Below are 20,489 nucleotides of genomic sequence, written 5' to 3' on the forward strand. Positions count from 1 at the left end.
AAAACCTTTTCGTGATTGTCTCTCGCTCAGGGGAAGAGCGTGATCATGCGCTCTTCGCTCATCTCGCGAACGGCATAGCGCGGTCCCTCGCGGCCGAAACCGCTGTCCTTCGTGCCGCCGTAAGGCATCACATCCACGCGGGAGCTCGGCGTCTCGTTGATGTGGACGCCTCCCACCTCGAGCCGGCGCGCCGCCGTCAGCGCCGCGTCAAGACGGTTGGTGAACAGCCCCGTCGCGAGGCCGAACGGGGTCGCGTTCACTCGCGCGATCGCCTCGTCGAGCGTATCGAAGGGCGCGATGCACAGGACCGGCCCGAAGACCTCGCGGCAGCCAATGGGCGTGCCAGGATCGACGTCGCCGAGTAGCGTCGGCGGGACTACCGCGCCGACACGCTCGCCCCCGGCCAGCCGCCGAGCACCACCCTCCAGGGCCTGCCCGATCCAGGACTCGATGCGCCTCGCCGATTCCTCACTGATGACCGGGCCCACGACCGTGTCGGGGCGCCCTGGATCACCATAGGGGAGAGCAGTCACCAAGGCCGCGAGCCGGGTCTCGACCTCGTCGAGGCGGGAGCGCTCGACGAGCAGCACCTGGATCGAGGTGCAGACCTGACCGGCCTTGCGGAAGCTCGCGTTGACCACCTTCGGCAGCGCGACGTGGAGATTGGCGTCGGCGCAGAGGATACAGTGGGCGATCGAGCCGAGCTCCATCTGGGTGCGGCGCAGGCCCACCCGCTCCTGGATGGCTCGACCGACCTCCGTGCTGCCCGTGAAGGCGTAGAAGCGCACGACGGGCTCGTCGAGGAGCCACTGCGCCACCTCCGCGCCTCCATGCAGCACCGAGATCAGCCCTGGCGGGAGGCCCGCCGCGATCAGCACCTCCGCCATGAGGCAGGACGAGAGCGGCGTGTGCATCGAGGGCTTGAGCACGACCGCATTCCCCGCGGCGAGCGCCGGGCCGACCTTGTGCGCGACTGTGTTGAGGGGAGCGTTGAACGGCGTGATCGCGCACACGACGCCCAGCGGCACGCGCAGGGTGAAGCCAATGCGCCCGGTCTGCCCACCGGCGCCTTCAATCGGCACAATCTCGCCGCCGAAGTCCCGCGCCTCCTCGGCGGACAGGCGGAACGTCGCCGCACAGCGACGGACCTCGCCGGCAGCATCGCTTCGCGGGAAGCCGGCCTCCTGGCGCAGGATATCGACCAGTTCCTCGCTGCGCTGCTCGATCAGCGCGGCCGCGCGGTCGAGCACGGCACCGCGCGCATGGTTGTCGAGCGTGCTTGCGCGGAACGCTGCGTCAGCCCGGGCAATGCATCGGCGCACCTGCTCGCGCCCCGGCAGGCACACTTCCGCGAAGGGCTGCAGGCGATACTTGTCCAGGACGGGCGCGCTCGCCTCGCCTGTCGTCCACTCACCGGCGATCAGCAGCCGACCCGTGGCTTGGCGTTGGCCCGGTGACCCGTGTGGCGCGCTATCCGCCATCGTCGAACGTCCCCTCGCGGTTGTTCTCGTTCCAGGAGCAGACTAGGTGAAGGACCGGCTCTAACCGAAATACCGATTTCCGTTGTGGGCCATAAGCGGATCCTATAGCGTCGGTATCCCGCATCGGTTCCGGCCCATGGATTTTCGACAGCTTCGCTACTTTGCCCAGATCGTCGAGAGCGGGAGCCTCTCAAAGGCATCGCGCAACCTCTACGTGGCGCAGCCGGCGCTGAGCCAGCAGTTGGCCAAGCTCGAGGACGAGGTCGGTAAGCCGCTGCTGCACCGCTCGACGCGCGGCGTGACACCCACAGAGAATGGTCTCGCACTGTACCATCATGCGCGCTTCATGCTGCGCCAACTCGATCAAGCACTCTCGATCGCGCGACAAGAGTCAGGCCAAATCGAAGGAATGGTGTCGATTGGTTTGCCTGCCACCACTGTTCTGGCCATCGGTACGCCACTGGTGCGACGCATCCGAACCAAGTACCCGGGCATCATGCTGAATGTCGTGGAGGGGATGAGCGGCCATCTCACCCACATGATACGACTTTGCCAGTTGGATTTGGCAATTCTGTTCAACAGTGATGTGGCGTCTGATTTACCGTCAACCGTTCTATTGGATGAGGAGCTGTTCGTTATCTTGCCCAGCAACAGCCCGTTGGTGCCGCACGATCGAACCAGCATCACGATTGCCGAAGCCGCGGCGCTGCCACTCATCCTGCCAACTGGCACGCATGGTCTGCGCCGCCGCATTTCCGCAGAATTCGAGGAGCGCAACCTCACAGCGCATGTGGTGGCTGAGATCGACTCGCTGTCGCTCGTGATGAGCTGCGTTTACGACGGGATTGGCGCGACCATTAAGCCGATCTCATCACTGCAACTGGGCGGAAAGCGGCGAAAGGAATGGCGTGCTCTCTCGATCTCGGACGCGCGTCTCAGTCGGCGGAATTACCTCTACTCGATTAATGCGGATCTGCTCTCGCCGGCAGCCTCCGTCGTCGCGAACGAAGTTCGCGAGACAGCCCGGCACCTCGTTACCACGGGGCAATGGCAAGGCGTGAGCCTTATAGATAACAGCTCGGATTGAAATTGCCCGCCTTCCGCAAGGCGAGTCTGCCCAAGCTCATCTGGATGCCGCAGCCCACCAGGGCGGCCTGAGGAGATCGCAACAGCCTCAATACAGCCGATGCGACGCTGCTCACGCCAACCCTGCTCGCAGCCGTAGCGAGTTTTCAGTGGAATAGGCGTTGAGCAGAAGGATCCGGTTCCGAGCAGGATGGGCCTCTACGCAACCAGTATCAGCTGGCGAGCATAGGCCCCCTCCCCTGCTCTTTGACAGCTTCGCTTCTCGCTGTTGTATCAGGCCTGTTCGCCGCTCCAAGCGTTACCAAGAGCAGTTGGCGCATCTCCGCCCTTCACGGGCCTGCGATCGCGCCTCAACCTCTCCAGCCATCTTAGAGTCCGTTGGGAAAGGGTGGCCAAGAGAAAATGCGGGATGATAGAGCATGTCTGCTCGTCTCGAATGGATGAATGGCCCCTCCTTGGTCTGGACCGCTGCAAATCGGCCGCGCTATGATCGTCGCAGCCAGAGATACCCGAGTGATATGACGAACGACGAGTGGCTCACCCTGGAGCCACTGCTTCCTGTCGCGGAGGGGATCGGGCGGCCCCGGACCTATCCTATTCGGGACATCATGAACGGCATCCGCTACGTGCAGCGGTACGGCATTCCCTGGGATGCCATGCCAAAGGATCTGCCGCCCGCCAGTCTCTGCTACGATTACTGGCGGTTGCTCACCGATGGCGGCCACATGGACCGGATCAACCATCATCTCGTGATGAGGGATCGTGAGAAGTCCGGGAAAGAAGCCAGTCCAACGCTGGCGATTGTGGATGCCCAGGCGGTGAAGTGTGACGCCCCGCAAGGCGAGCGCGGGTACGATGCGGCGAAACAAGTGCTGGGGCGCAAGCGGCATCTGGCGGTCGACAGCGACGGACGCCTGCTTGCGGTGATGATCACTCCGGCCAACGTTCAGGATCAAGAGGGCGGGATCCCGCTCGTCAAGCGCTTGGTTCGTCTCTGTCCCTGGATCAAGACAATCGTGGTGGACGGTGGGTACAAGGCCCGTTTCATTGAGGCGGTTCAGGCTGGCACGAGCCGTGTCGTGGAAGTGGTCGTACGGCCGCAATTTGGGAAGGGCTTTGTGCTTCTGCCGAAACGATGGCGGATTGAGCAAAGCATCGGCGCTCTCACGGTGTCGCGCCGTCTCAAGCTGGATTACGATACGCTGCTTCACATCTCGGCGGCGGCTATGCTTTTCGCCTCTATAACTCGGCTTCTCGCGTCAATCACTATGAAATGACCCTTTCCCAACGGACTCTCAGACCTGGGGGTCCCTTTAGATAAGTACCATCACGAGAGCTTCAACTTCGATAATCTTCTGGCGGTCGAACCGGACGTTGCGCAGACTGTGGCGCAAGCGGAGACCGCGTCCGAGGTTCAGGAGGTTGCATCCTTTGCCGTCAGCTTCGCCAAATCAAATCGAACAGTGCGAGTTCGCGGTGACGAGTTTGTTCTCAAATCTGCTCGTGAAGCAGGACTTCGGCTGCCAGCATCTTGCACCACCGGCCTCTGCGGAACATGCAAATCCAAACTTCTCTCAGGGACTGTTGATATGAAACACCAGGGTGGAATTCGTCAACGCGAGATAGACGCAGGATTTTTTCTACCTTGCTGCTCAAAACCTCTGAGCGATCTCGTGCTCGATCGCTGATCATATTTGCTCCAGAGCTGAGGGAACGACTCTAACATTGTCGCAGCAATCATCTGGTTGGATAATCCTACTGCGGTTGCGGCGCCGGATGAGTGAGCTGAATGATAGAAAAGAAGGCACTGGGCCGCTTCATCCGGTTGACTCAGGTTAGTGTTGGCAACGAGACAGTCATGCCTCGTCAATGTCCAGACAGCCAAATAGAATGCTCAGTTTCGTACGTTATGTAGACCAGACTCGTGAAGGTTTGAGAAAATGGCATTAGGCCACATCCGGATGCATTCGAGTCTTCTTCCCATCCTTGCTCTTCTGGGTAGCATGATCGCACAACTGAGTGCAGGTGCCCTCTCAAAAAGCCTCTTTCCTTCGGTAGGAGCGTCTGGCGTCACGACACTAAGGACAGCATTCGCCGCTGGCATCCTTCTCGCAATCTGGCGTCCCTGGCGACTTCCTCTCACTGTGCGTGAGGCTTGGATTATCGGTATTTACGGTGCTGCGTTGGGATTGATGAATCTTCTATTCTTCCTATCGATCGAGAGCATTCCGGTCGGTATCTCCGTCTCTATCCAGTTTCTTGGACCTCTTGGCGTTGCGCTTCTGACATCGAGACGTATTACTGATTTCGTTTGGATATTTCTTGCGGTGTCTGGTCTGTTTCTGCTCCTACCTGTGCAGGGTACTATAGCTTTGGATTTGAACGGCGTTGCCTACGCTTGTGCGGGTGGATTGTGTTGGGCCTTATATATCCTTTTTGGTCGACGAGCTGGATTAATCAATGGCGGTCAAGCTGTATCTCTAGGGATGGTTGCTGCAACGATCGTCGTTGCACCATTTGGAGTGGCAAGCGCAGGTGCCGGACTCTTCGCCGCTCCCATCGTGATCGCTTGCCTAGGTATCGCTGTCATCTCGAGCGTCTTGCCGTATTCGCTGGAAATGTTTGCTCTTCGTCGTACCACTGGGCAAGTGTTTGGCATTCTCATGAGCCTACAGCCTGCCGTGGGAGCCTTGGTTGCCTTCCTGCTGCTCCAAGAAGTCATAACAATTATACAATGTTTAGCGATTTCATTAATCATAATGGCTTCTGTAGGGATCATGTTCACAGAAAATCGTGTCGGCACCTCTTATGCCGCCGCGTCTATGAAGCGATCTTCCAGATCCAGTGGTCTGAGTTAGAACTCTATTTGCATTTGCGGGCTGCGGGAACAGGCTGGCGCGCGCCGAGCCCGGAGGTGCGCCATGGCGCGCGGACCCAAAGCTGTGGTGCTGAACCTTCGTGAGAATGAACGCACCGAACTGCACCGCCTGCTGCGGGGCACGGCACGGGTCAGGCGCTCGCCCAACGCGTGCGCATCGTCCTCGCCTGTGCCGAGCCAGGCGCGACCAATCTGGGCCGCGGCCACGGCGCTGGGTGTGAGCCGGCAGACCGTGGCGCTGTGGCGCCAGCGCTTCGCCGTGCACCGGCTGGAGGGCCTCGTCGATGCGCCGCGCTCCGGCGCGCTCTCACAGCCGACAACTTCAGCTTCAGTTGATGTCTGAAGGCCGGTCTTGCTGGACGCTGGAAGGGATGTGACGGCGAATGCCCGGCTTCGCCGTCACGAGCTCTGTCGCGCTCGGCTCCTAGACTGCGCATGCCGTGAAGCTTGGCGCATTTGCGCAGCATCGGAGGCTGCTGATCGGGTATCGGATGGGCATGCCCCTCCGAGACGCAGGCGTGAGACACCCCTCGGCACGTCTCATACCAACAGGCCTTGTCAATGACCGGTGGTTCCGTTCTCGAATTTTCGCCAAGCCTCTCCACAAAGCCTTTGGCTTGGCATCGACACTTCGAAATGGGTCAACGGCCCGATGCGGCAGCACCCGCTGCGTCGGCAGCCCGGGCCGTTGGGATCATAAGGTCGAGCTACGCGTTTTGCTACGCCCCGTAACAGAGGTCTAGAACCAGGCGAGACGCTCCAGGGTGTATATACAGCGCCGTCGAGCAGCTATAGACCCTGCATGCGATCAGGAAGTATACTTCGTCGCGCGAAGCCAAACCGCTAAGTACAGGTCCGTATGATGGTGTTTTAGTGCTCCGTCATGGCCGTCTGGTCGATCTTTGCTGCCAAGATGAAATCATTCTCGTGGAGCCCATTGATCTTATGAGTCTGCAACGAGATGGTCGCGTACCCCCACCCGAAGGTGATATCTGGGTGGTGGCCTTCAGTCTCAGCTAGCTCGGCAACGCGCTGCACGAATTTGAACGCGTCCGCAAAACTGTCGAACGCGAATCTGCGCTCGATGCGGTGTGCGTCGTCGAGCAAAGCCCAATCCGGGGTCTGATGACGATGCGTCTCGGCCTCGTCAGGCTTGAGCGGTGGAATGCCGCCGCGGCACGGCGTGCAAGACTTCGCGATGAGCTGTTCAGCTTGAGCGGACATGGAGAGACCCTCCAAGACTGAATCAATTTTAACATATCCGACCCTGCTTGCCAGGCGCTTCCTCATCCGCGGCCGGTCCGAAGCGTGGTTTGTTATCTACAATACGGCGCAGCTTGAGTTTGTCGGCGGCAGCTGCAAGTAACGCTGCTGAGCTTCCTATGAGAATTGCCTCATGCTCTCCGTCAGAAGCATCGCTTCACGCGCACCATCGGCAGCCGTCATGCTCATCCGATGCGCCCGACCGGTATTGTCACGCAATGTGGTGGCAGGCGGGCTCGGGGGCCCGGGAGGGGGCTTGTCGCAAACTCAGGTACGGGGCCGCAGAAGCGGCTCGGCTACCCCGTTTTCACGCTTTGTTCGTGACGGGAAGGCCGAAGCAGGAGGCGAGCAGCTGGTTCTGCTGCCGCACGGTCCGTGGGCCGGCGCATCCAAACCCCTTGCCTAGCCACAGTGCGGAAGATGTTTCTCCGCAGTGCGAACCTGCTGGCGAGGCCCGCATAGGAAGCCATCACTCGGCCGCGTCCCGCCGCTCGCCGCGCGCCACCTCCATCATCCGGTCGTCCGGCAGGCGACGCTGCAGCTGCAAGGCCTCATCGGCCGGCGCCTCGAGCCAGGTGCGCCACTCCTCCTCGCTCGTGAGCAGCACCGGCATGGCCTTGGGATGCACCGGAGCAACCACCCCGTTCGCCTCGGTCGTGAGAAAGGCATACAGCCGATGCTCCTCCGCGACCGGCTCCTCCCGTTTCGGCCCGCGCACGCCCGTCCAGGGCCGCCAGATCCCCGCAAACGCGAACAGCGGCCGCTCCTGCGAGAGCGCGAACCAGACCGGCGTCTTGCGCGGCTTGGTGTCGGCGTACTCGCTGAAGGAGGCCGGCACGAGGCAGCGGAACCCCGCCTTCAGGGCCGCCAGTAGGGCGAGGTCACGTTGCGGAGGTTGGTGACCGGCTGAGTGCCGAGCTTCGGCGGGGGCGGGAAGCCCCAGCGCATCATCGTCAGCTCGCGCGCGCCGTCCGCCATCCGGACCACCGCTGCCATCTGGTCGGGGAAAATGCCGGGCAGCGGCGGCAGGTTGCCGGTCTCGTCGCGCACGACCCCGAAGCTGCGGCGGATCTCGTCGAGCGACCGGGAGAGGCTGTAGAGATCGCACATGGGGCGGATCGTAGCCGTCCGGCTCCTGCCAGTCCGTTGCTGTGCTTCTGGCTCGTTCGGCCGTGAGCGCAGCCTCGGCTCGGGAAATCAAGTTCCCGGGCCCTGATCGGCATCCTCGGTCGGGATGGGGTGCTCGCTGCACAAGCGTACCCTCCACATCATCCACCCCTGGGTGGGCTACAAACCAACTCGGCCAACGGTACCAAGAGGAGAGGGGGCTCCTCCGAAAGCCTAAACCCACTCGTCGGTAACAGTCAGCTTGATCCCGAACTCGGCGGCACGCTCAAGGACACGGCGCAGACTGGCGCGATGACTCGCTAGTTGCCTGCGGTCCCATTCGGTCAGCGGGTCAGTCCGATCCGGGTCCTCCAGCCGATCCATTTCCTCAAGGTGATGGTCGGCACAGGCCATCAAGGCACGCACGCGTTCGCCGAACGGCATGCTCTGCAGCTCTCGCTTGAGCGGCATGCGCACGTAGTTCGGCGCATTTCCGTGGGAGGCATGCTCCTCAAGGGCTGGAGCCGCACGACCAAGCGCATGCGAGGAGGCCGAACTGCGATCATGAGTTGGTGTGATGTCGGTCAGCATCGATAGCAATTTCAAAGAGGTGTTGCCCTGACCCGCGCAGGCCAGGATGGCTGGTGAGCAACTCTGATGAATTCTCGATATGGTGCTGGCATCAGTGCGGTGCCAGGCTGAGCATGGCGGATGATCCTGAGATTGTGCTACTGGAGGCGGAAAGGAGCCCTACGGTGAGCACTAGGTGCTGATTTAGCTCGATGAGGTGCCGCACTGCAACCCTCAGGCCGAGATGATGAATGTACGGATCCGTGGGCGCCAGCTGCCGCCCGAGCACGAGCCGGGCGAGACGGATCTCGTCGTTGAACGCTGGAAGCAGAAGGTGGCTGCCGAAGGCGTCCCTGTGACCATCTTCGTCCGAGAGCCCAGACCTCGATCCTTCACTCTCCAGGTTAGATGGGCAGGTATTTCGGCTCGCCGGTATGACAACCTGGCGCTTAGTGCAGTCCGGGATTTGCGTGCTTCTGGAGGTCGCGACCCTTGTCTATGAGGCGAAGACTGAATCTGTTCTGCCCAAAGTCACTGGTGTCCTGCTCTGACTTCCGCACCAAAGCTTATAGCCGCGCCTGCGGTCGAGAACAGGAGACAGCCTCGTCGCGCAAGCCCACCCTTCAAGAAAGGAAAGAGGACCTCGCCACCATGTTCATTGTCACACCGGATAAGATTGAGATCACGATCCGGGCCTGAACTCTCTTCTGCGGGCGCACAGGCCAGCTGACAGCCGCCTGAGGCGAAGCGGTTGTCGAAGTACCCATGGCAGAAGGCCTGGTGGCCGTCTCATTCACCAGGTGTAAGGAGCAGTATGGAAGCCGTTATCATATCCGGTGTCTGGCACGGTCTTGCTCTACGGCCGAGGGTCAGGACTTCCGCTCGGCGGTATCACTCGGCAGCATAGCATGCAACTCGACGGCTAGAATCGGTGCTCAGCACGTCGCCACCGCAAGATACATATAAGGTGTTGTAATAGACAAATTATTGGCCGCAGAGGTCAGTAATAGCTCTTGAGATTCTCCGATGCCGGGAGCATGATAGTTTCTGGACAAGCGGCGCTGTGGTGTCCAACCCGCACGCCGTGCCGGCGAGTCCCCTATCCAGGCCGCAACCGCCGGCAGGCCCAATTACACGTGTGCGGCTGGGGGGACTTCTGTCAGGCGGAAGAAATCACCGCTCCAAGGCGGTGAAGGGCGCCGTCTTTGTGAAGAAAGGAGGCAGGTATGGACGTCGTTGCCATTACCTACCTTCTCATCGCAGCCGGCTACGTCGTGCTTGCGGTGATGCACCTCATGCACTGATTACGCTGCGCTTGTGATCCGAGCGAAGCGGACCAAGTACTTGGTCCGCTTCGTGAGGTTTGGGACCGGACGCGCCTGATCTCGCGGCGCGCCAACCGAAGAGCGTTGCTCCTGTCGTCACGGTTTGCGGTCGAGATCGATGACGAAGCGGCTGCGACCAGCCTCTCCATCCTCGCACGCGGCGCGCCCGCCGTGCCGTTCCGCGATCTGCCGCACGAGTGCGAGGCCAAGCCCCCAGCCACCGGTTGCCTCGGCACGGCCGCGCGGACGGTAGAACGGCTCGAACACCCGCTCCCGTTCCTCCGGCGGAATGCCAGGACCATGGTCGCTCACCACGATGCGGGCCTTCTCGCCGCGCGGCTCGACGTGCACACGGACCGGCGGCACACCATGGGTAAAGCCATTCTCCAGCAGGTTGCGCAGGAGGCGCCCGAGCAGGACCGCGTCGCCGAAGACGCTCACTGGCTCGCCCTCGGCCTCTGCTCCGACCCGGGCGGCTTCTTCCGCGGCCAGCCCGAGCAGGTCGACGCTCTCGCTCCGATCGAGGTCGGCATGGGCGTGCTCGAGGCGGCTCGACAGCAGAATCTCGTCAACCAGGGCACCGAGTTCGGCGAGGTTGCGCACGATCTCGGCTCGGGCTGATCCCTCGGGGCGAGCCGACCAGAGATCGACCGCCATCCGCAGGCGCGCCAGCGGCGAGCGCAGCTCGTGGCTGGCATTGGCGAGCAGCGTCCGCTGCGCTGCGAGCAGAGCATCGACGCGCCCCGCGGCGAGGTTGAACGTGCGCGCGACCGCGGCGACCTCATCGCCACCGCTCTCGTCCACGCGGACGCGCAGGTCGCCCTCACCCCACCGTGCCACCCCGGAGCGCAGCCGTTCGAGTCGCTGGGTCAGCCGCGCCGTCACCGGGAAGGCAGCCAGTCCGACGAACGCCGCGACCAGGAGGGTCAGGGAGACGATGCGGGCAATCCGCGTGCCCGGAGATGGACGGATGCTGACCAGGAGCGTCCGTCCGTCCGGCAGTGCGGATCGGAGCACCCATCGCACGGGCGGCCCGGTGGATTCCCCGCCCAGGAGGACAGCACGGGTCCCGCGGGCGGCGAGGAGGCCGCCGCTGCGGTCATAGAGCGCCACGTCCGCGCCAAAGGCCTCGCTGAGGCGCTGGACTGCCGGATCTGCCAGGGCGGAGGGCCCGCTGAGGGCTGAGGCCTCACTCGCAATCCGGGCCTCCAGCATCTCCCAGCGCTTGTGGGGCGACTCGCCGAGGGCCCACCACAGACCGGCCATGGCGAAGGCTGCCCCGAGCAGGCTCGCCAGCAGGGTCAGGTAGACCTTCCAGAACAGCCGGCGCCGCACTTGCCTCATCGCTCGGCGTCCTGCTGGCGGGCGAAGACGTAGCCGGCGCCCCGAATGGTGATGAGCCGCCGCGGATGCCGGGGATCATCCTCGATCACTGCCCGCAGGCGGGACACATGGACGTCGATGGACCGGTCCAAGGCGTCCAACTCTTCGCCCTTGACCAGATCCATCAGCCGCTCGCGGCTCAGTACGCGCCCAGCATTGGTCGCAAAGGCGAGCAGGAGGTCGAACTGATGGCTGGTGAGCCGGCGCTCCACCCCGTCGAGCCGCACGACGCGCGAACTCGGATCGATCTGCAGACGCCCGAAATCGAGCAGCGCGGCCTCTTGCGGGGCGCGCTGCCGACGCAGCAGCGCGCGGATGCGCGCCAGGAGTTCACGCGGGTTGAACGGCTTGGGCAGGTAGTCGTCGGCGCCGATCTCCAGCCCGATGATGCGGTCGGTGTCGTCGCCTTTGGCGGTCAGCATCAGGATCGGGACGCCGGAGTGCGTTCGGATCTGCCGACACAGCTCGAACCCGTCGCAATCCGGCAGCATGACATCGAGGATCACGGCATCGAACCGCTCGCGCCGGAGGGCATCGTGGCCCTCCCGCGCAGTGAACCGGCTGGCGACCGCATAGCCCTCAGCCGAAAGATACTCCGATACCATCGCCGCCAAGCGCCGATCGTCGTCGATGATGAGGAGTCGTTCGGCCATCGCGGTCGCACCTTAGATCTCAGTTCCTCTCCGGTCTGGCGCCAGGTCCGGCCTCGCCGGGCATACGGTCGCGATGCTCGTTATCCTCGTCCCAGTGATGCCGCCACCGGCCGAAGCCGCGATGCTGCTCCATCATAGTGGTGAAGCGGTCGACGAGCTTCGTACGCTGTTCGGCGCTGATCTGCCCCGAGGCGTCGACCAGCGCACCAGCGACGATCTTGGAGCGCGCGTCGACACTGCGGACCATCTCGGCCCGTAGCGCCTCGATCGCGGCGGGGTCAACCGTCGGGGCCTTCAGCAGGTCGATGAGCCGCTTGCGCATGTCGGCGGTCGGCGCGCCCTCCTTCACCAGCGCAGTGGACGCGGAGGCGATGATGTCATGGATCCGGTTCTCCTGGTCCGAGGTCGCGCCCACCGCGTCCAAGGCGTGCTTCGCCATGAACTGCAGGCGTGCGAGCCTTTGGCCCGGATCCCAGGAGGCGAACCCTTCATGGAAGGGACCGCCCCTGGCGAGGGCAAGGCCGCCTGCCCCGCCACCGATCAAGATACCGAGTGCCAGCACGGTTCGGCGGAGATAACGCCGCCGCGGGACCGGCGCGGGCGCCTGCGCATCCATGGGCTCGCTTGTAATCGCACCGTTGCTCATCGTCGTGTCTTCCTCGACGCTCAGCGCGTCATCAGGACCGGACTATGAGGGCGGCACGTTTCGCCTCTCGCGGCCGCATGTAAAGTTTTGTGAAGCGACCGACGATGCTCCGACCCTGCTGGTCCCTCGCCGCGACGAAGCTGGGCTGGGACAAATTGGACCCGCTTCCCGCAGAGGCGGCGATGATGGACGACGATCGCCCGCCACGCCGAGGCCGCATCCTCGGCACGCTTCTGGCGCTACTCGGGATCGTGGTCCTCCTGGCGCTCGCAATGACCTGCTGCGCGAGGCCGGCCCAGGCGCAGTTCTGCTCCGGCTGCGGCTGCAAGGGCGGGCCGGGCTATCGCGGGCCCAACGGCCAGTGCGTGTCTTGGCGGATGCTGGATAAGGTCTGCGGCTCCCCGCCGACCACCCACTGCAAGGCCGAGTTGGTCAACGCACGCCCGGGCGCCAAGCCAGGGGAGCGGACCGCCAGGCCGACGCGCCCGCGGGCGCCGCGCGAGCGAGTGGCCCGGCAGACCGTCCCCAACCCGTTCTGACCCGTCAGCCGCCTTGTAAGGACTGCAACCCTGGCCCCGTCCGCCGCCGCTCGGCAAGCTCGCCCATCAAGGTGCGCGAGAGCTGCGCCGCGGAGTGGCCGATGTCTGCCAACGTGTCCGCCGTCTCCGACGGGACGTTGGTCGCCCGGCAAGCCAGCAGCAAACCCCTGATACTAAGAGTCCGTTGGGAAAGGGTGACCAAGAGAAAATCCGAGATGCTAGAGGATGTCTGCCCTTCTTGAATGAATCGATGGCTCTTCCGTGGTCTGGACCACTGAAAATAGGCCGCAATATGACCGCCGCGATCAAAGTTATCCCTGCGTATGACGAATGAAGAGTGGCTGACATTGGCGCCACTGCTTCCAGTTGCAGCGGGGACTGGGCGACCACGGCCCTATCCCATTCGGGAAGTTCACTATGAAATAGCTCTTTCCCAACGGGCTCTCAGACGCTCGACCAAAGCAAACCATGCCTTTCTCTGACGCCGGATAGAGAAAAGATTAAGCAAGGAAATAAGAAACCGGCTTATCGAACAATAGGGGGAGAAGTTGCGCATTTCCTACATGCCGCTAACCGCTCGTGCGGCTGTAATTGTATTGTCTCTAGGATCTCTGACGCCAGCGAGGGCACAAGAGGTCGAGGTCGATGCAGAGCCGAACCGGCTCAATCGAGAGCAGCCGGTCACTGTCGCGGACCCGACGCCCCCGCTACCGGAAAGATCCGACAGCATTGGAAAGTGGACATTCGGGGGAACGTTCCGTCTGCGTTACGATGCCCGGTTTGACGATGCGCGTCCTGGCGGCGATCGGCGAACCTCCAGCCATCTCTCGTGGGACACGCTTGGTCTCAAGCTCGCGTATGATTCCGACACCGTTTTTGGAGCTGCGCAATATCGTTTCTATGGCGCAAGCTTCCTGTACAGCCGGCGATCAGGATACGAAGGTTATCCTGGCGAGGTCAATTTCCCAATGTACGCTTACGTTGGCTACAAGTTAAGCCCTTTCGACAGCATCACTTTCGGCCTGAACCAGGTTCCGTTCGGCTTGGTGCCTTACTTCTCGACGACATGGCTTGAGACGCTTGGCTTCGCGATGGGAATTGAGGAGGTCTATAATTTTGGCGTTAAATACTCCCATGTCGAGCCGGAGTACAACTATCAATTGGGCTTCTATCCTGGAGCAAACCCGAACGCATTCGGTATCAGCAGAGACAGTGCACGTTATTCGACAAACATCGTGCGTGCGGACAGTTATGTGCCGTTCGGCTCCGACAATGCCGAGCAAAATATGATCGTCGGCCGTGCGGAGTACTTCTTTATAAAGAACGATTTTGCATCCCTCGCTGCCGGAGTTTCCATCTGGCATTCCGATATTTATAATTTTACCACGCGCCAAACTGGTACAAAGCAGTTGGAGGCCATTCATGTCAATGCGACCCGCGGTCAATGGGGTTTTAAAAGCATCTTTGCGCGTCAGGACATCAATCCGAAAAACCCGATCCGTAACGATTTGATCACAATCGGCGGCTACGACGGATCCTACAACATGGCGACCCACGGAAATTTCATCGCCGCCGAGGTCAGCTATAAACTTCAAGATGATGTTGGACCATTCAACCTTGTCCCATACTTCAGTTATAGCAGATATATTAAAGATCAGAAAAACTTTCGTGACTCTCAGCGTTTCGTTGTGGGCGGAGCTTGGACTCTCAAGGCTGATCCGGGCCTGATTATTTATACTGAACTCGTAACAGGAAAAAATGACCCCTACGTTGGTGCGGGTCAATACGTAAGCGGCCTTGCCCAGGGCGGCGACAACAAATGGAAAAGTTCAATCTATATAAATATCGGATACTACTTTTAGTATTTACGCGCAATACTTGAAATCGAAGACGTATGCGGATGATCCGCATACGTCCTGGTCAGGGGGGCGCGCTCATCCGCCGAAAGGCGTCCGGGGTCGTCCCCTCCACCGCCCGGAACACCCGGATGAGGTGCGGCAGGTCGCAGAAGCCGGTATCTGCCGCGATCTGCGTCGACGACCGCCCTGTGGTCTTCAGCAGGTGTTTCGCCTGCTCGACCCGGATCAACCGGTCCGCCTCGAGCGGCGTCATGCCGAGCGCCTCGCGGAAATGCCGCTCGAGCTTGCGCCGGCTCACCCCGAGCTGCGTCACGACCCGCCCGATCGAAAGCGGCGCGTCCATCGATTGCTGCATCAGGAGCAGCGCCTTCCGCACCAGCGCATCGTCGGTGGCGAGCGCCAGCGGCATGCCCGGCTGCGGCTCCTCGGCCGCCATCGCCTCGTCGATGATCATGATGTGCAGGCTCTTCGCCGCCCGCGCCCGCCCGAGGTGCCGCTCGACGATGAAAGCCGCGAGATGCGCGGAGCTGATCCCGCCCGAGCAGGTCAGCCGGTCGCGGTCGACGACGAAGATCTGATCCGAGACCGGCTTGAGCCCGTCGAACCGCTCGAGGAAGTCATCGTGGTGGAACCAGCTGACGCAGGCGCGATATCCCTGCATCAGTCCCGCCCGGTGCAGGATGAACGTGCCGGTGCAGACCCCGACGAGCGGCACTCCTGCGGCCGCCGCACGCCCCAGGAACCGCACCGTGTCGGGATGCAGGTTCTCGATCTCATCGACCAAGCCGCCGACGACCACGAGATAGTCGAACCGCGCCGGGTCGCCCAAACGCTCCTCCGGCTGGACCACGATGCCGCAGCTCGACGCGATCGGGTCCATCGTCGGCGACAGGACGCGCCACGTGCAGAGAATCGGCCGCGACCGGTCGCCCTCGTCCGCCGACAGCCGCAGCACGTCGACGAAGTTCGCGAAGGCGCAGAGCGTGAACCGTCGAGCAAGGATGAATCCGACGCTCAGCTTTGCCATCCCGACCTCACTGTCGCCAGCATACAGCATTTCTGACGGATCCGTTCAGCCCCGATTCGTCCGGATCCGGCATGCAGCACCCAGAAACTTCGGGGGGCCGCATGACGCATTTCTCCTTCGCGCAGGTCATCAGGGGCGCGCTGACCGGCCAGAAGCACTGGACGCCCCAGTGGCCGGACGCGCAGCCGAAAGCCGCCTACGACGTGGTGATCGTCGGCGCCGGCGGGCACGGCCTCGGCGCGGCCTACTACCTCGCGAAGGAGCACGGCATCACCAACGTCGCGGTGATCGACAAGGGCTGGCTCGGCGGGGGCAACACGGGCCGCAACACCACGATCATCCGCTCGAACTACCTCTACGACGAGAGCGCGCGCCTCTACGACCACGCCCTCGACCTCTGGGAGACTCTGTCCCAGGATCTGAACTACAACGTCATGTATTCCAAGCGCGGCGTGATGATGCTCGCGCACAACGTCCACGACGTGCAGTCCTTCCAGCGCCACGTTCACTCGAACCGCCTGAACGGTGTCGACAACCAGTGGCTCAGCGCCAAGGAGGCGAAGCGCTTCTGCCCGCCGCTCGACATCTCGCCCTCGGCCCGCTACCCGGTCATGGGCGCGGCGCTGCAGCGCCGTGCCGGCACCGCCCGGCACGACGCCGTCGCCTGGGGCTATGCCCGCGCCGCGGCCGCACGCGGCGTCCACATCATCCAGAACTGCCCGGTGACGGCGATCCGCCGCGGCCCCGACGGACGGGTGATCGGCGTCGAGACGGCCAAGGGCTTCATCGGCGCGAAGAAGGTCGCGGTCTCCGCCGCCGGCCATACCTCGGTCGTCATGGAAACCGCGGGCGTCCGGCTGCCGCTCGAATCCTACCCGCTGCAGGCGCTCGTCTCCGAGCCGGTGAAGCCGATCTTCCCCTGCGTCGTCATGTCGAACTCGGTGCACGCCTATATCAGCCAGTCCGACAAGGGCGAGCTCGTCATCGGCTCCGGCACCGACCAGTATGTGAGCTACTCCCAGCGCGGCGGCCTGCCGCTGATCGAGCACACGCTCGCAGCGATCTGCGAGATTTTTCCGATCTTCCGGCGCATGCGCATGCTGCGCAAGTGGGGCGGCATCGTCGACGTGACGCCCGACCGCTCGCCGATCATCGGGAAGACCCCGGTGCCCGGCCTCTACGTCAATTGCGGCTGGGGCACCGGCGGCTTCAAGGCGACGCCGGGCGCGGCCCATGTCCTCGCCCACACGGTCGCTAAGGACGAGCCGCATCCGATCAACGCCCCGTTCACCCTCGAGCGCTTCACCACCGGCCGGCTGATCGACGAGGCGGCCGCGGCCGCCGTCGCTCACTGAGGACCCGCCCCATGCTGCTGATCCGTTGCCCCTATTGCGGCGAAGACCGCCCGGAACTCGAATTCGCCTACGCAGGTGAAGCCCACATCGCGCGGCCGCAGGACCCCTCGAAGCTCACCGACGAGGAGTGGCGCGACTTCCTGTTCATCCGCTCGAACCCGCGCGGCCACCACTTCGAGCGCTGGCGCCACGTCAATGGCTGCGGCCGCTTCTTCAACGCGGTGCGCGAGACCGTCTCCGACCGCTTCCTTCTCACCTACAAGGCGGGTGAGCCCCGCCCCGACCTCGCGAGCCTCACGGGAGGGACCGAATGACCAGCCACCGCCTCCCGAACCGCGGCCGCGTCGATCATCGGCGCCCGATCCGCTTCAGCTTCGACGGCAAGGACTACCAGGGACTTGCCGGCGACACCCTCGCCTCGGCGCTGCTCGCGAACGGCGTCCACCTGATCGGCCGGTCCTTCAAGTACCACCGGCCCCGCGGCGTGGTCTCCGCCGGCTCGGACGAGCCGAACGCGCTCTTGGGCACCCACCGCGGCCCTGGCCGGTTCGAGCCGAACACCCGCGCCACGATCCAGGAACTCCGCGACGGCCTCGTGGCGACGAGCCAGAACCGCTGGCCCTCGCTCGCCTTCGACGTCGGGTCCATCAATGACCGGCTGGGCTCGCTGTTCTCGGCCGGCTTCTATTACAAGACGTTCATGTGGCCCCGCGCCTTCTGGGACCGCGTCTACGAGCCGGTGATCCGCAACGCCGCCGGCCTCGGCGTCTCGCCCACCGAGCCCGATGCCGACCGCTATGCCAGCCGCTTCGCCCATACCGACGTGCTTATCGTCGGCGCCGGCCCCGCCGGCCTCGCTGCGGCGCTCGCCGCCGGCCGCTCCGGCGCGTCCGTCATGCTTGTCGACGAGACCGCCGAGCCGGGCGGCAGCCTCCTGTCCGAACCCGCCGTCGCCATCGACGGCAAGCCGGCCTGGGACTGGCTCGCCGCCACCCTCGCCGAACTGGCCGCGCTGCCGAACGTCACCGTCATGACTCGGACGACGGCGATCGGCTACTACCACCAGAACCTCGTCGGCCTCGCCCAGCGGCTCACCGACCACCTCGCCGCCCCACCCGCCGACGCCCCGCGCGAGCGGCTCTGGAAGGTCCGCGCCGGCCAGGTCGTGCTCGCCCAGGGCGCGCTGGAGAAGCCGCTGGTCTTCGACGGCAACGACCGCCCGGGCGTCATGCTGGCCGGCGCCGCGCAGACCTACCTCAACCGCTACGGCGTGAGGGTCGGCGACCGGACCGCGATCGTCACCGCCCACGACAGCGCATGGTACGCCGCCTTCGACCTCGCCGAGGCCGGTGCGAAACCCGTGGCCATCGTCGACATCCGCCCGATCGTGGATCTGGCCCTGACCGACAAAGCCCGCGCCTTGGGGATCGAGCTCCTGCTCGGCCACACCGTCACCGGGACCGAGGGCCGCCTGCGGGTGAAGTCCCTCCGCGTCAACCCGGTCCGGAACGGCAAGGCCGGCGCCGCCCGCCGCATCGCCTGCGACGCGGTGCTGATGTGCGGCGGCTGGACCCCGTGCCTGCACCTCTTCTCCCATACCAAGGGCAGCCTCGCCTGGGACGAGACGCTGCAGGCGTTCCTGGCGGACAAGAAGTCCGAGGCCGTCCACATCGCCGGTGCCGGCCGCGGCCTCTGGGGCATCGCCGCCGCGCTCACCGACGGCGCCGCCGCCGGAGCGCGGGCCGCCCGCGACGCCGGCCGCGCGGCCGAGGCGCAGGCCCACCGCGTCACCGCCGACCGCACCGGTTCGGGCATCACGCTCAAGGAGCTCCCGACCGACCGCAACCCGGCCGCCGCCAAGGCCTTCATCGATTTCCAGAACGACGTCACCGCCAAGGACATCCGCCTCGCCGTCCGCGAGGGCATGCGCTCGATCGAGCACGTGAAGCGCTACACCACCAACGGCATGGCGACCGATCAGGGCAAGATGTCGAACATCAACGGCCTGATGATCGCTGCCGACGCGCTCGGCAAACAGCCGCCGCAGGTCGGCCTGACCACCTTCCGGCCGCCCTACACGCCGACGACCTTCGGCACCTTCGCCGGCTACCACCAGGGCGCCACTTTCGAGGTCACGCGCAAGACGCCCATCGACCCCTGGGCCGAGGCCAACGGCGCGGTCTTCGAGCCGGTCTCCCTCTGGCGCCGCGCCTGGTACTTCCCGAAGGCGGACGAGGACATGCATGCGGCGGTCGCCCGCGAGTGCCGTGCCACCCGCGCCTCGCTCGGCATCTTCGACGCCTCGACGCTCGGCAAGATCGAGGTCGTCGGCCCGGACGCCGTCACCTTCATGGAGCGGATGTACACGAACCCCTGGGCGAAGCTCGGAATCGGCCGCTGCCGCTATGGCCTGCTGCTGGGCGAGGACGGCTTCATCCGTGACGACGGCGTCATCGGCCGCCTCGCCGCCGACCGCTTCCACGTCACGACGACGACCGGTGGCGCGGCGCGCGTCCTCACCATGATGGAGGACTACCTCCAGACCGAGTGGCCCGACCTCAAGGTCTGGCTCACCTCCACCACCGAGCAATGGGCGACCGTCGCGCTGAACGGCCCGAACGCCCGTAAACTGCTCGAGCCGCTGGTGAAGGGTCTCGACCTCTCCGACGCCGCCTTCCCGCATATGTCGGTGGCGAAATGCACGGTCGCCGGCTTCCCGGCCCGGCTCTTCCGCGTCTCCTTCACCGGCGAGCTCGGCTTCGAGGTCAACGTCCCCGCCCGCCACGGCCGCGCCCTCTGGGAGAAGCTGATGGCTGCCGGGCGGCAGTACGACATCTGTCCCTACGGGACCGAGACCATGCACGTGCTGCGCGCCGAGAAGGGCTACATCATCGTCGGCCAGGACACCGACGGCACGCTGACCCCGGACGACGCTGGCCTCTCCTGGGCGATCGGCAAGGCCAAGCATGATTTCGTCGGCAAGCGCTCGCTCGTCCGCCCCGACATGGTGGCGAAGGGCCGCAAGCAGCTCGTCGGTCTCCTGACCGAGGACCCGAAGACAATCCTCCAGGAAGGCGCCCAGATCGTCGCCGACCCGAACCAGCCGAAGCCGATGACCATGCTCGGCCACGTGACCTCCTCCTACTGGAGCGAGGCGCTCGGCCGCTCGATCGCCATGGCCGTCATCGCCGACGGCCGCGCCCGCGACGGGGAGATGCTGCACATCCCGATGCCGGACCGGATTCTCAAGGCCCGCGTCGTCAAGAGCACCGTGTTCTACGACCCCGAAGGCACCCGCCTCAGCGTCTGAGAGGAAG

At 64.0% G+C, this 20,489-nt stretch carries 16 protein-coding genes and 3 pseudogenes; 10 read left to right on the forward strand and 9 right to left on the reverse strand.

The genetic code is table 11. The features are described 5' to 3' along the window. Window positions 1-26: 26 nt before the first annotated feature. Window positions 27-1,481, reverse strand: a complete 1,455-nt coding sequence (locus MNOD_RS37680; protein WP_015934193.1) for an aldehyde dehydrogenase family protein — start codon at window positions 1,479-1,481, stop codon at window positions 27-29. A gap of 136 nt (window positions 1,482-1,617) precedes the next feature. Between MNOD_RS37680 and MNOD_RS37685 the strand changes: the two genes are divergently transcribed. The 5 genes and pseudogenes from MNOD_RS37685 to MNOD_RS44900 form a co-directional block, all read left to right on the forward strand. Continuing rightward, on the forward strand, window positions 1,618-2,568 hold the full coding sequence (locus MNOD_RS37685) for a LysR substrate-binding domain-containing protein (protein ID WP_015934194.1): 951 nt from the start codon (window positions 1,618-1,620) through the stop codon (window positions 2,566-2,568). A gap of 418 nt (window positions 2,569-2,986) precedes the next feature. Beyond that, window positions 2,987-3,844, forward strand: coding sequence for an IS5-like element ISMno12 family transposase (locus tag MNOD_RS37690; protein ID WP_015927380.1), 858 nt, complete (start codon window positions 2,987-2,989; stop codon window positions 3,842-3,844). Window positions 3,845-4,030: 186 nt separating this feature from the next. Next, window positions 4,031-4,255 (forward strand): 2Fe-2S iron-sulfur cluster-binding protein, encoded by a 225-nt coding sequence (locus tag MNOD_RS49680; protein ID WP_244424869.1) that lies wholly within the window; start codon window positions 4,031-4,033, stop codon window positions 4,253-4,255. A 252-nt stretch (window positions 4,256-4,507) separates the two neighbouring features. Then, a complete protein-coding gene (locus tag MNOD_RS44895) occupies window positions 4,508-5,425 on the forward strand; it encodes an EamA family transporter (RefSeq protein WP_015934195.1) in 918 nt (305 codons plus the stop codon). A gap of 63 nt (window positions 5,426-5,488) precedes the next feature. Next, window positions 5,489-5,758: pseudogene (locus tag MNOD_RS44900) on the forward strand (helix-turn-helix domain-containing protein); the annotation flags it as partial. 557 nt (window positions 5,759-6,315) lie between these two features. Here MNOD_RS44900 and MNOD_RS37695 read toward each other — a convergent pair. The 7 genes and pseudogenes from MNOD_RS37695 to MNOD_RS37720 form a co-directional block, all read right to left on the reverse strand. Then, the gene (locus tag MNOD_RS37695) at window positions 6,316-6,669 is read right to left on the reverse strand and encodes a 4a-hydroxytetrahydrobiopterin dehydratase (protein ID WP_015934197.1); all 354 of its coding nucleotides are present in this window, start codon (window positions 6,667-6,669) and stop codon (window positions 6,316-6,318) included. A gap of 346 nt (window positions 6,670-7,015) precedes the next feature. Next, window positions 7,016-7,120 (reverse strand): annotated as a pseudogene (locus MNOD_RS47565) (IS6 family transposase); the annotation flags it as partial. A gap of 57 nt (window positions 7,121-7,177) precedes the next feature. Beyond that, a pseudogene (locus tag MNOD_RS37700) lies at window positions 7,178-7,818 on the reverse strand (SOS response-associated peptidase). A 231-nt stretch (window positions 7,819-8,049) separates the two neighbouring features. Then, window positions 8,050-8,406, reverse strand: a complete 357-nt coding sequence (locus tag MNOD_RS37705; protein WP_015934198.1) for a hypothetical protein — start codon at window positions 8,404-8,406, stop codon at window positions 8,050-8,052. 1,400 nt (window positions 8,407-9,806) lie between these two features. Next, window positions 9,807-11,054: a sensor histidine kinase gene (locus MNOD_RS37710; protein ID WP_015934199.1), complete on the reverse strand. Its 1,248-nt coding sequence runs from the start codon at window positions 11,052-11,054 to the stop codon at window positions 9,807-9,809. Continuing rightward, complete coding sequence (locus MNOD_RS37715) at window positions 11,051-11,746, reverse strand: response regulator (protein WP_015934200.1); 696 nt, start codon at window positions 11,744-11,746, stop codon at window positions 11,051-11,053. Before MNOD_RS37715 ends, MNOD_RS37710 begins: the two co-directional genes overlap by 4 nt. 19 nt (window positions 11,747-11,765) lie before the next feature. After that, window positions 11,766-12,392 (reverse strand): periplasmic heavy metal sensor, encoded by a 627-nt coding sequence (locus tag MNOD_RS37720; protein ID WP_015934201.1) that lies wholly within the window; start codon window positions 12,390-12,392, stop codon window positions 11,766-11,768. A 182-nt stretch (window positions 12,393-12,574) separates the two neighbouring features. Here MNOD_RS37720 and MNOD_RS37725 point away from each other — a divergent pair, with 182 nt between their 5' ends. Together MNOD_RS37725 and MNOD_RS37735 are read left to right on the forward strand one after the other, a co-directional pair. Then, window positions 12,575-12,931, forward strand: coding sequence for a hypothetical protein (locus tag MNOD_RS37725; RefSeq protein ID WP_015934202.1), 357 nt, complete (start codon window positions 12,575-12,577; stop codon window positions 12,929-12,931). A 563-nt stretch (window positions 12,932-13,494) separates the two neighbouring features. Next, window positions 13,495-14,793 (forward strand): hypothetical protein, encoded by a 1,299-nt coding sequence (locus MNOD_RS37735; RefSeq protein WP_015934204.1) that lies wholly within the window; start codon window positions 13,495-13,497, stop codon window positions 14,791-14,793. A 58-nt stretch (window positions 14,794-14,851) separates the two neighbouring features. Here MNOD_RS37735 and MNOD_RS37740 read toward each other — a convergent pair whose 3' ends face one another. After that, a complete protein-coding gene (locus tag MNOD_RS37740) occupies window positions 14,852-15,817 on the reverse strand; it encodes a GlxA family transcriptional regulator (RefSeq protein WP_043753794.1) in 966 nt (321 codons plus the stop codon). Window positions 15,818-15,918: 101 nt separating this feature from the next. Here MNOD_RS37740 and MNOD_RS37745 point away from each other — a divergent pair, with 101 nt between their 5' ends. From MNOD_RS37745 to MNOD_RS37755, 3 genes are read left to right on the forward strand one after another with little or no spacing between them, the layout of a single operon-like run. Next, window positions 15,919-17,172: a sarcosine oxidase subunit beta family protein gene (locus MNOD_RS37745; RefSeq protein ID WP_015934206.1), complete on the forward strand. Its 1,254-nt coding sequence runs from the start codon at window positions 15,919-15,921 to the stop codon at window positions 17,170-17,172. An 11-nt stretch (window positions 17,173-17,183) separates the two neighbouring features. Further along, on the forward strand, window positions 17,184-17,486 hold the full coding sequence (locus MNOD_RS37750) for a sarcosine oxidase subunit delta (protein ID WP_015934207.1): 303 nt from the start codon (window positions 17,184-17,186) through the stop codon (window positions 17,484-17,486). Further along, the gene (locus MNOD_RS37755) at window positions 17,483-20,482 is read left to right on the forward strand and encodes a sarcosine oxidase subunit alpha (protein ID WP_015934208.1); all 3,000 of its coding nucleotides are present in this window, start codon (window positions 17,483-17,485) and stop codon (window positions 20,480-20,482) included. Before MNOD_RS37750 ends, MNOD_RS37755 begins: the two co-directional genes overlap by 4 nt. Window positions 20,483-20,489: the final 7 nt, after the last annotated feature.

The organism is Methylobacterium nodulans ORS 2060 (genome assembly GCF_000022085.1).
GTDB classification, from domain to species: domain Bacteria; phylum Pseudomonadota; class Alphaproteobacteria; order Rhizobiales; family Beijerinckiaceae; genus Methylobacterium; species Methylobacterium nodulans.